Source organism: Arcicella sp. GW458-12-2-14-TSB2 (genome assembly GCF_059423785.1).
The window spans coordinates 1-12,461 of sequence record NZ_JBWKYN010000176.1 but is presented as its reverse complement, the minus strand read 5'-3'; the positions used below and the strand labels follow the sequence as shown (position 1 = coordinate 12,461).

General features: G+C 36.8%; 6 protein-coding genes. All 6 read right to left on the bottom strand.

The features are described 5' to 3' along the window. Positions 1-68: 68 nt before the first annotated feature. Positions 69-2,105: a serine hydrolase gene (locus AC07XN_RS19935; RefSeq protein WP_494744307.1), complete on the bottom strand. Its 2,037-nt coding sequence runs from the start codon at positions 2,103-2,105 to the stop codon at positions 69-71. A 245-nt stretch (positions 2,106-2,350) separates the two neighbouring features. Continuing rightward, positions 2,351-3,349, bottom strand: coding sequence for a DUF4382 domain-containing protein (locus tag AC07XN_RS19930; protein WP_494744306.1), 999 nt, complete (start codon positions 3,347-3,349; stop codon positions 2,351-2,353). Between the two features lie 499 nt (positions 3,350-3,848). Continuing rightward, complete coding sequence (locus tag AC07XN_RS19925) at positions 3,849-4,802, bottom strand: pectinesterase family protein (protein ID WP_309913230.1); 954 nt, start codon at positions 4,800-4,802, stop codon at positions 3,849-3,851. 30 nt (positions 4,803-4,832) lie between these two features. After that, positions 4,833-9,548: a pectinesterase family protein gene (locus tag AC07XN_RS19920; protein ID WP_494744305.1), complete on the bottom strand. Its 4,716-nt coding sequence runs from the start codon at positions 9,546-9,548 to the stop codon at positions 4,833-4,835. Between the two features lie 133 nt (positions 9,549-9,681). Further along, the gene (gene pelA, locus AC07XN_RS19915; RefSeq protein ID WP_309913236.1) at positions 9,682-10,749 is read right to left on the bottom strand and encodes a pectate lyase; all 1,068 of its coding nucleotides are present in this window, start codon (positions 10,747-10,749) and stop codon (positions 9,682-9,684) included. 75 nt (positions 10,750-10,824) lie between these two features. Beyond that, positions 10,825-12,461, bottom strand: a 1,637-nt coding sequence (locus tag AC07XN_RS19910; RefSeq protein ID WP_494744304.1) for a DUF4957 domain-containing protein, incomplete at its 5' end; no start/stop codon positions are given.

Below are 12,461 nucleotides of genomic sequence, written 5' to 3'. Positions count from 1 at the left end.
GGACTTAAGTCCCTCGCTAGAAATTAATAAAAAATTTGACTTAATTCTGTTATAATTTAAACTCAACACTACTTCCCATAAACCAACTCTCCAATATTCTGTACATTAAACATCACACCATCTTGTGAATTTCCAAGAAAGGCGATTACAATATCATCGTCTGGATAAATAATTAAGTATGAACTACTGCTAAAGGAATCGCCCGCATGATACCAGATGCGATGTCCATTTTTGTCTTTGCCTGTGTACCAGCCAATACCATAGCCTGTTGCTTGCTTATCAGTGGTATACTGACTTTCAAAAAGTGCCTTCTTTAAAGTTGGGTCAAAATAATTACCATGTAGGATTTCATTCCCTAATGTTACTAAGTCTTTAGCCGTTGATAAAAGCCCACCGCCTGAATATTTATAACTTAAATCTCCCAAATCATTTTCTTGTCCTGTGACATCATAAAATTTACTTCTGTTGTTGATAGTACTTTTTACATCGTCTCCACAAGTAGAGGATAGTTTTAAAGGTTGCCAGATATTTTCTCTCATGTACTGTAAATAACTTTCTTTGCTTGCTCCTTCAATGACGGCACCAATTAAATTCCAACCAAAACTAGAATAATGAAATTGAGTATTAGGCTTAAAAAGCAAAGTATCATCTTTAAATACTTTCAGTGCTTGAATGGCATTATCAAAATGTTCTGTGCGAATATAATCATTCAAATCATTCTCTTTGTAATCACGAAAACCAGCTAAATGACCAGCCAATTGTCGGGTAGTAATCGTATATTTTTTTAGCGGAAAATCAGGAAGATATTGTTGAATAGGAGCATCCAAATCAAGTTTATTTGCTGCCATAAGCTTGATTAATGCAAGCGACGTCATCGCTTTGGAGATACTATTTATCCGAAAACGAGTAGAATCAGTAACGGGAATGTTGTTGGCTACATCTGCATAGCCTAAATTAATTGAATATTTTATCTTATTTCCTTTACTAACACAAACCTGTAAGCCGTTCATTCCACTTTCGTCGATAAAATCCTTACAGTTTTTTTCTATGAGGCACTCAATCGCATCTTTACAAGGTATTGCTGGACTTGTTTTTATGATTCCGTTCAAACTTGCCTGATTACTTACAGCAATATAGGCTGTAACAATACCCCTTACTTTTTTCCACTCGCCTAAACTTGTTTCTCTGGCAAAACAGGTATAACGATTGTTATTGGAGGTAGATATGCCAATGAATGTACCCGGTAAATCTATTCCTCCTCTCATAATTTTTTGATTAACCACCTTCTTGCCTTCAAACTCTACGGTATCGGTCTTTAGTCTCTCAGGATACTTTTGCATAAAATCTCTATAACCATCAGCAATAGCTGTTCTGTCGTGCAAATCAAGTATTTGTTCAAAACTTACAAAAAATGGTTTTGTGATTAAGTAGTTCAAATGGGAAAGGTCAAAAGTCAGCCAGCCATTTTTCATAGAAGACTCCACGATAATACTTTGTTGAAGAAGGTCTTCACTAGGTTGACCAGTCAAACTATCAACAGCATTTAATCGGATTCTAAACTTAAATGACTTGAGGTTATTTCTGAATATTCTGAGGTTCACTTTTTCTAAATAAGCAGGGAAATCAAACCCCTTTTGAATATACTCCTCTTTGTTTTCGATGAGTAATGCAATACATCGCCCAGCATAAGTAGTGTCTGGCTCATACTCACCACCATTAGAGGTTTTATTCCCTATTTCAAAGGTTTTGTTTTTCTGTTTAGTCGCACTGACAGTTACGGAATTGAGCAATGTAGATTTTTCATTCAAAAGGATATTAATATCTTTTTGATGTGTTAGTAATTTTATCGGAATCCTTCTTTTTCCAAAACCAAGGGCTGAAAAAGTTAAAGTATCTAAACTCAAATTTTGAGGAATAACAATTAAAAAGCTTCCATCAGCATTAGAAATAGTACCAATATTTGATTTTTCAACCCCGATATTAACATAAGGAATAGGTTCTTTAGAGTTTTTATGCAGTGTTTTACCTTTAATAATTTTTTGTCCAACACTCACGTTGGATAGCAATAATAAAAAGATAAAAGAAAGAAGATATCTGTTAGACATATTATATCATGTTAGCCTATAAAAAACGAAAAAAGCATTTAAGTCTTTCATGTTGAACACGATATTTTATAGAAGGTCATTGGTCCTACAAAAGTAAAAGCTTCAACAAATGCCTAATGGACATTAATTGAAGCTTTTGCTTATGAAATAAGGAGTGTTAAATAGTCTTAAAAACGATGTTGATAAGTTAGCGTTTAAACCGCATCAGCGGAATACTTAAATCTCAAAGCTCATCACTCTTGATATTATAAACCTATTACCCCTGTTATTGATAATGATACCGATACGTTGGTATTAGATTGTACTGCAATAGTATTCAAATCTAATGCACTCGATACATTCAATAACGCATTTAATGTAAATGAAGAATTAGCATCACCTGAAGGCTTGTAAGAAGCAAAGTGTATTTCATAATTACCTTCTTCCAAAAACGATACTTTGAAATTACCGTTTCCATCAACTACTGAGCTTGAAACAGCATTTTTAAATTCTATTGAACTATCGCCTTGTCCTTTCGCTTCAGTACTAGGGTTAAATTCTCCTTTTTTATACACGTATGCTACCACTTTTCCCATCATCGTAGAATTATATCCGTTTGCATGACCTGTGATAGTACCAGTAGCGCTTTTGTTAACTACTCTAACTGATGACTGCAATTCGCCGTAAGTAACGAATGAATAATTTTTCTTAGCATTTTCATTATAGGTTTTAATTGCCTTTCTTAAATCGAAATCAACCATTAAATCAGTCGTACCAGTTTCAGTTACTGTAAAAGGTTTACTGTTTACATCAAGCGAGTTTCTAGCATTTCCTGAAATAGCTAACTTACTTTTAGTCCCGTCTACTTTAGAGATATACGTACCAGGGGCATTACCAGCTTGGTCTTTTTCATAGTCAAATACAAACGTTAGTTTACTATACGTACCAGTTTGGAATTTGCCATCAACCAATGTTAAGAAATTACCATTGTTAAGTTCAGCAATATTTACTGTTTTCGGTCCTTGAAATCCATCATATCTTTTTCCATCTAATCTTACTTCTGTAATGGTTACAAAAGCACCATTAATTTCGGCATTGTCAATCGGAGCATCAGTAATACCTACTTTCACTTGTCCTTTTGGCGCATTAGGGTCTTGTTCAGTAGCTGCGGGCGTTACGTTATCGTCATCTTTACTGCATGACCATTGTAATGTAATAATTCCTAAAGCCAATAAAGCATACACAAGGATTTTTCTAGTTTTCATAAGACATTAAAGTTTAAATTTGGACGTTTGATTTTTAGGGTTTTCAGTTAAATTGTTTTTCTAATTACTGCTATTTCGCAGTGTCTAATTTGCCTGTTTGTCTAATCAACATAAAAGAAATGTACATGAATGGAGGAAATACCTATTGATGTGATACCATAAAAGAGAGATGATTTTTTTATAAATATTTGATTATTAATTATTTATAAAAAATGACTAATGTGACACTTCACATCATTGTGTGATGAAAAAATGAAGTTTTAGGAACTAATCATTTTTAAAAGGAAAATCAAACAACATGAAAATAAGTGATAAATTGAGGAGAAGTGAGTATAAAGTGGGTAATTTTTGGGACACACCTGAGGAATACACTGAGAAGAATGTGATAAAAACATAAAAGTTCAATTAAACAACTGGTAACAATTGCTTAAATGAACTTTAGCATTGAAGAATAATGAGTGTGAAACAAATGATACTTATAATATAAAACTTTGGTATGTTAATCTACTTTCCAATCACCAAAAATAGCTTCTTTGGTATAGCCCTTCGCTTCTTCATCACTTAACTGATGTGTCCACGGAACTCTTTTGTCAGTGTTTGCCCCTTCACCTGTGTTTTTATATTCAGCAAAATAGCTTGTTTGTTCATTGCTTGCTTTATCCCAATTGTGCCACCCCTCTGGTCTTATTTGTTTGCCAAGGCTACATTGTATGAATACTACTTTAGCAAAAGGTCTCCAAGGTCGGCCTAAATAAAAAGTGTTAGCCTCGGCATCTCCTGTGATGGTACAATTGTTAAAAACGTAGCCGAATGCTTTATTTTCTGGTGTCGAAGCCGCTGTTAGGTAACCGTTTTTCTTGGCAAACAAAGTGCATTTTTCAAAGAGAGCCGTAGATGAGCCAAAGATAAAATCAACAGTTCCTTCTATATAGCAATCGTAATAGTATTGCCTGCTTTCGTGCCCATACGTATAAAGGGTATCTTGAAAACCTAAGAACCTGCAATGTTCAAATTTGGCTTTATCACCCTTTACCCAAATAGCTACTGCTTGACCAACTGGTCCTGCTGAGTTTTGAAAGGTGATATTTTTAGCTGAAAACTCATTCCCAAACACATAAAAACTTGCCGAACCTGTTGTCCCTTTTTCTTCGCCAAAAATATTCTTTTTCTGTGCATAATCATCATAACTAAGAATGGTTTCAGTAAGGCTTTCTCCTATGAATTGCACCATGGCTTTTGATTCAGCCAATACCAATTTTTCTTTATAAGTACCTTTCTTGATAAAAATTGTCGTAGGTTTTTTACGAAAATCAGGAACGGCATTGATGGCTTCTTGAACGGTTTTGAATTGTCCACTACCATCTTGAGCAACTACAAAATCATATTGCTGTGCCTTCAAAATATTGGCTATCAATAACAGTAGAAAGCAGAGAAAGACACTTTTAGTTTTCATAAATAAATACTTTTGATAAATGCTTGATCATTAATTTTTGATAAACTTCAACACTTCCCGATAATCACCATTGAGGTATTCAAGGAAGTATGTTCCTGAAGATAGGTGATTGAGGTCTAAAATAGTTGAAGTACTATTAGATTGTGTATTGACACTCTGAATTTTTTGTCCAGAAGTCCCTAAGATACTTAAAGTTGCTTTGGCTACTGGATGAAAAACCGTTAATTCATTTTGTGATGGATTAGGACCAAACAATATTTTATTAACAGGTTCTTCTTCTATTCCCAAAGGACTACATACTATTCCTTTCAACGCTAGCATTTTAGTACTCATACCAGACGAAGCATGACTAATCTCTCCTGTAAAAGTACCGATAAGCTTTGCTGTCAATCTTACATAGATAGTCGTTTGTGATAATTTACCTGCGGACGGAGTAAGTTTTAAGGTCGAAGCCGCATTTACCCATGTAGCATTATCAATAGAAATCTCAAAATGTGGAGGAGGTGTCAATATTAGCTCTCCAAGAAAATTATCCCCCGTTAGGCTATAGCTTTGTGTAGCTACTGACAAACCTATCAGATAAGTAAAGTCTTGTAAATTTTGTAAAATTGTTAGGGTAGGAGCTGAGGCTGTTAAAATAGCTTTTATCGGTAATGTAATCGCATTCAGTCCTGTCGTAGTATGAATAATATTACCATTATATGTACCAGCAGTATTGATGCTTGCTCTTACATAAATAGTGGTTTTAGCGACTTTTCCAGCAGACTGGGTTAATTTTAAAACCCCTGTTGAAGTGACCCAAGTAGTACCATCTTTTGAAATTTCAAAGTTGTTCGGTGCCGTCAGGCTAATATCATCGCTTAGGTTCTCGCCCGAAACTGAATACGTTTGAACAGGTGAATTACTGCCAACCATATAAGTAAAATCGGTCAGAGACTGAATAATATTGAGCGTAGCAGGCTGCGTTTCCTTGGTTGAGCCTAAGAAACTTAAATCTTTGATTTTGGCATAACGACCAGCACTTGAACTGCCTGTACTAAAATACATACGGATAGTTAAAGAATCGCCAGTAGCTAAGTTAATACCATTGGCACCATTTAGGGCTATTTGGTATAAAGTAACGGTTGCACTTGGCTCTGATACTGGAATAGCAGGGTTAGCAAAGGAAGCATTAGCCGAACCAAGCATAGGCACACCAGCTATTAATCCACCAGAAACATCAGCAGAGTCTGATTTAAAGCCTGTTTTTGAATAAACCACTGCAAATTTACCTGTGGCAGCGGCATATAAAGCCATTTTTAAACTGATGGAATCTACTTTTACAGCATAACCAGCAGAAGCTTTAATGGTAAATTGTTCATAAGATGAACGGCTCAAATTATTGCCAAAGCCTCCACCAGTGGTAGTCCAAAGACCACCTCCATCAGTAGAAGGAGCAAAAGCTTGTCCATGTAGTGTTGAATAAGCAGGAATTACAGAACCATTCGATAAACTAAGTTTTTTCAAAACGGGTTTGCCCACTGTTACGCCTTTGGCTCTTAGTGCCGAACTATCAGTGTCTGATACTACCATTGACCAATAAGCCAGTCGTTGAGAAACAGGCAGGGCATCTGTTTGGGTAGTGCCGTTTACAGTGATGGATTTACTGGTTGCTCCAGTACTGGTATGTATAATATTTCCACTGAAAGTTCCTGCCAGCGTACTATTCAAACGTACTTGAATAGTTGTAGTGGGAATGCTTCCATTGGTTGGAGCAATGCTTATAGTATTTTTCGCATCCACCCATGTTTTACCTCCATCAGCAGAAACTTCAAAATTAGTGGGAATACTGACGTTTAACTTATCAGCTAAATTTTCAGCAGATAACGTATATACTTGTGCTGAGGAGGCCTTTCCCAAGCCTTGCATAAAATCTTTAGGTGTTCCTGCAATGATGATGGTTGGAACACTTGAAATCGTTAGGGTATCAGAAACAAAATCCTTCAAACCCGTTTTGCTTATTTTTAATAAATAATAATAGGTCTTCCCTGCCACAGGAGCGGTGTCAGTCATACTAAAATTTATCAGGGTATCGGTAGTCGCAACGGTCTCACTGATTTTGGAAAAGTTGACTTTGTTATCGGTACTTCTGTATAGTTCATAGCGGAGGTCTTTCATCGCCCAAGCAGTATTCCATGAAAAAGTAGTAGGAGTAGAGAGGTTGGCTCCTTTTACCGTTTTGATATTGACAGCTACGATTTCAGCTTTAGGAGTTGTACAAAAATCTGTGGTGGTAGTACATGGATTCCAATCACCAAATATTTTGGTATTGTCGTAATATGGCGATGCTTGGGCATCTGTCAATTGCTTCGTCCATGATAGCCTTTTACTAATATCCGCTAATGAGCCATCATATCGCTTGCTTTTATATTCTGCATAAGTAATAAAACTAGTATTGGTTCCTGCATCCCAAGTTGACCATCCTTCTGGTTTTACAATTTTGTTGCCATAGATACTATTCAAGAAAACCACTTTATTGTATTTTTTCGCTACATCAGCCGTAGAAGCATCGTTTTGCCAAGGTCTGCCTAGCACATAAGCAGTTACACCAGTATTAGCAGGTAAAATACAATTCCTGAAAACATAGCCATAATTTTGAGTATTAGGCGTGTTAGCGGCAGTGATATAGCTCCCCGACAATTTATCAGTACGGTCTTTGGCATATACGATACACGAATCGAAAACAGTAATGGCACTTCCGAAGATAAAATCAACGACACCGTCGATATAACAATTTTTAAAGTATTGTCTTTTACCGTCTCCATTACTTAATACAGTATCTTGTCCACCTAGAAAAATACAGCTTTTAGCTACATTCCTATCTCCTTCCAACGAAATGGCCAAAGCTTGTGGGGCATCGCCTGTAGTATTTTCTACTGTCAAGTTTTGTAAATAACAATCGGCTGCTTTGATGGTTAATGTTGCCGAGGTGCTTGTGCCGAATGTTCCCCCTGCGGGATTTACTTTTCCAGAATAGTCATTCCATGAAATAATAGTTTTAGCGGCACTTTCACCAATCAGATGGATAAAAGTTTTGTTAGCAACGATAGATACCTTTTCAAGATACTTCCCATTTTTAATAAAGATTCTATAAGGTTTTGTGCTATTGACGGGGGCAGCATCAATGGCAGCCTGTATCGTCTTGTATGAACCAGTACCATCTTGGGCAACTACAGCATCATAACCCATTAAATCTATAATGACAGAACCACCAGCGATTTCGCCTGTACCTGTATCTTTATTAATACCATTCAAGAAATTCTCTAAATTGGTATAACCATTTGTACCTACTGAGTTTCCATCACTAGCATTGTTGGGATTTAGTCCATTGGCTATTTCCCAAAGGTCGTCCATTCCATCTTTATCAGCGTCTTTATACGGAGTATTTGAACCATATTTAGGCACGCCTCCCACATCCGAAGGGCTATCAATAATACCAGAAGGATGACTTACCCCAGTATCTTTGATAGTAGCATAGGCCGCACCTTCATAAGTAGCTGTACCATAAGTTGTCTCTCTTACAATTCGGGCATCAATGCCATCACGTCTAGGAAGTATAGCTCCTGCACTATCCAACACAGATAAATACGCAGCTTCTGCTGTTTGTGTACGCACAGGTGCGGTTGCGAATGGCTGACTTTGTCGGGCTACTGCTAGTAATGCATCAGCCTTTGCATAGCCGTCTTTTTGTACACCCTTTGCCCAGTTGTCTGCCGATACATCTGGATAACCCGCTACTACATTCCCATTGATATAAAATTTACCGCCCCACGTAGTATCTGTTTCATTATCTACTACATAGCTCGAATAATAAAGAAGGCGGTTTCTTTTATTTGAAGCAGAACTAACAGTAAGACTTCCCGGAGTGGCTGGCCCTGGTTTATAGTAATTATTTACCATATTGATTCTACTCCCTTCGCCACCATAAGACGAATTAATGTTTCCCCAGTTATATAATACGTTGTTTCGATAATCCACTAATTCTTCTGAAGCAGGGTATGGAATGTATCCCGGACGAGTGCCACCAAAGCGTGGATTTCTAGAAGTATGGTGTGCAATTAAATTATGGTGGAAAGTAGCATTAGCACCTCCCCATATCCCTCCGTACCCATGTTTCCCTTTATCATGTTTTGAATTAAATAAACTTTCGCTGAGGATACACCATTGTAACGTAAAATTGCGAATGCCATAAAATGAGCCTGTTTCGTCAATTGACCAGCTCATTGAACAGTGGTCAACAATGATGTTTTCAAAAAGGTGATTCCAGCTGTTCATGGCATCATCATCAACGGCATTGTCGTCACCAAAACGGCAACGAATATAGCGTATGATGACATCCGAAGCAGAAATATTTACAGTATAGCCCGTAATACAAATACCTTGACCGGGGGCTGTTTGTCCAGCAATGGTAATATTACTTTGCTTGATTTGTAAACGGCTTTTCAGTTTTATTTCACCTGAGACTTTGAATACAATTGTTCTATTAGGCTGACTGATGGCATCTCTTAAACTTCCTGTGCCAGTATCGTTGAGATTAGTTACTTCGTAAACTGTGCCACCACGCCCACCTTTAGCGAAACGACCACCACCTTCGGCAGTAGGAAATGCCAGTTGTTGTGCATTGAGTATCGAAGAAAAAAACAAAAGGATTATCACAGACAAAAAAAAAGCTTTTTTGTCTTCACTAAATAGCAAAGAAGTTTTCATCGTTTTTTCAGGAAATATGTTTTCCGTTAAAAAGGTTAAAGTTACTTTTTGAAGATTGTTTTGTTCCCTGCTTTGTCATTTGCTAACAAAGCAGGGTGTGTTTAAATTGTTGTAGTGTAGTTTTTTACAAAAATTATTTTTTATCCCACTTTTTAACCCAATTAGGGTAATCAACCGCTAAAAGTTTGGCTGGCCAAATGCCGTAATAAGCATAGCCAACTCTTCTTTCATTTTCAATTTCTGCTAACGTAGCTCTCGGTACGCTGTCTCTACCAGTAAAGAAAGGGACATTCGTTTCATAATTATAGAACCTTGCCCAGAGTGTAGAATTAGGGTCTGATTTAACAAGGCGGTCTTTACCTTTAGGAAGCGATGGGTCTTTTACCTCCTCTATTTTGATACCTACCAATTTTACAGCATCTAACCAGCTTACAGCGGCATTGATAGCTCGTTTTACTTCGGGAGAGGGATTGTCAATACCCATTAAAAAATGGATAATTCCCACTGTTTCAGCACCACTTAATGAAGGTAATTCAAACTTACGGGCTTTAGCAGGAAGCAAAGTCACTCTGTCGTGTTGAGCACACCATGCTGTAAGTTTACCATTTTGTTTGTATTGGGTATTCAAGATACAAGCAATGCCTTTTTGTACTGCTTCTTTAGCTTGTGGTCTTAATGAAGCATCTACTACCTCAAAATTATTTTTAGCTTCTGCTGTATTTCTCAATACATTCATCACATCAATCATGGCGTTATCATTATAAGTGATGTGCTTGTGATAGCCTGAAGTATCAGGAAAGAATTGTCCCCAACCACCTGCTTTGTTTTGAGCTTCCAATAAATACTTGATACCTCTTTCAGCTGCTTGAATATAAGCTGGATTCTGAGTTTTCTTATAAGCTCCTACTAAAGTAGTGATTTCGTTGGTGGTAGCTTTATCATCGATTGTAGTATCATATACTTTTTTCTCTGATAATAATTTTGCTTTCAAAGTACTCGAAACCGTCAAGTTATAATTGATAGCATCACCTCCTGGCTGTGGCCAACCTCCGTTATCTCTTTGATACAAAAGCATTCTTTCTGCTACAGAATCTTGAGGGTAAGCAGTTGCTTGAGTATTTTGGATTGGTTGTACACTTTTGCAAGCAATCATCTCAAAGCTTACTAAACAAGCAACACAAAGTAGGATTTTATAATACATGATTTTAGGGATATAATATAAATTGATTAGTAGTTTTTAAAAGGGATTTCTTTTAAAAACTACTAATCAATCAGGTTATTTTACTCTCCAACGAGGGTCGCCAGTGTCTTTACGACCAGCGAAGCTAGCATCTTTGAAGTTGAAATTTAAACCAGAATAAGGGCTAACCCAAAGTTCTGATGCCTTTTTAGTATAAGTAAACGATGGTAAACCCGAGATTTCAGTACCTGCTACATAACCAAAGTCACCAGTAGTATAAGTATTCAATACCGTAAAGTTGGTAACATCTAAACCAGCAGATTTTCCACGAACAGTCAAGACCGAAGTACCTGCTTGGTCCCATGCGTGTCCCCAAATACAGTTAGCTATTTTAATGCCATTGGTTACATTACGTAGACCAACCGCAGTACCACGCCAGTTGAATAATGAACCGCCATTTGTCGCAATTTCACTCAAAGTACAGTCTTCAATGACAACAGAATTTGAATTTTGGCGAGATGTCAAGAAAATGTTGATTTTGCTAAACGTACTGCTTTGTAAAATAATGTTATCAACCGCTGCATTTCCAGCTCCGTCTGTATCAGTTGTCAATACACCATAAGTACCAATCTGATGAACAATAGAGTTTTTGATAATGAAATTGTTTACGAAAGCTTTTGCTCTGATACGTAATACACCACGCATATTAGAGATAATGCAATTATCAAACGATAGCTCTTTCACGGTAGTTAAAGTAGCAATATTAGGGTTGAAAATATAACTACCACCAATATCAGCACCAATAAATTCGATATTATTAAAACGGAGATAATCTAACGTTACGCCAGTACCGATATTCCCACCACCTGAAGTAGTAATGATTGTTTTTTGCTCGCCAAAACCATAAGCACTTGTTATGGTAACTGATTTATCAAAATTGTTAGTAGGCATTACATAAGTAGCACCTTTTTTCAACACAATGATTCCCTTCTCTACTACATTTAATAACGCTGCATTCAGTGCATTTGGGTCATCGCTTTCTGATAAGTCTATTACGTTAGGGCTACTAGTATCTACTGCACGACTGATAGTTGTATAATTATCCCAACCTTTTACAGTTCCATCAGCACCATAAATAGCCAATTGATAAGTAGTAAGGGGATTCAATTTTTTAATAATAGTACTTCCAGCCTTTTGGTCTGCTTCAGATACATCGTATTGAGCCAATGGCGTAGCTAGTTTCAAATCTGTTTTAGCAAAAACCTTTACTTTGGTAATGGCTACACCACCTGTCGCCCATCTTACTCTAGCGGCTACATCAATCACATCGGCAGCAGTAGGCGTCACCATGATACTTGGGAATTTTTCTGTCCTTACACTACCTAAATCCGAAACCTTACTATCAAATTCTGCTTTAAGAGCGTGGGCTTTTGCACGAACTTGATAAGTAGTATTCCAATAGAGAGATTCGCCTTTTAATAAAGTTTGGTCAACCACTACATAGTTAGTATCAACTTTAAAAGAGTAATCAGTCGTTTTGAAAGTATCTCTACTTACTTCTACTGTATAGCCTGTAGCTGCTTTAATATTACCCATATTTACGATAATGGTATTATTTTTAGCAGAAAGCTCTTTGTTCAAAACAGGTCTAAAAAGACGAGTTTCAGCGGTAATTTCATCTTCAGTTTTGCAAGCAAAGAAAGCCCCTAAGCTCACTAATACTACTGCTAAAC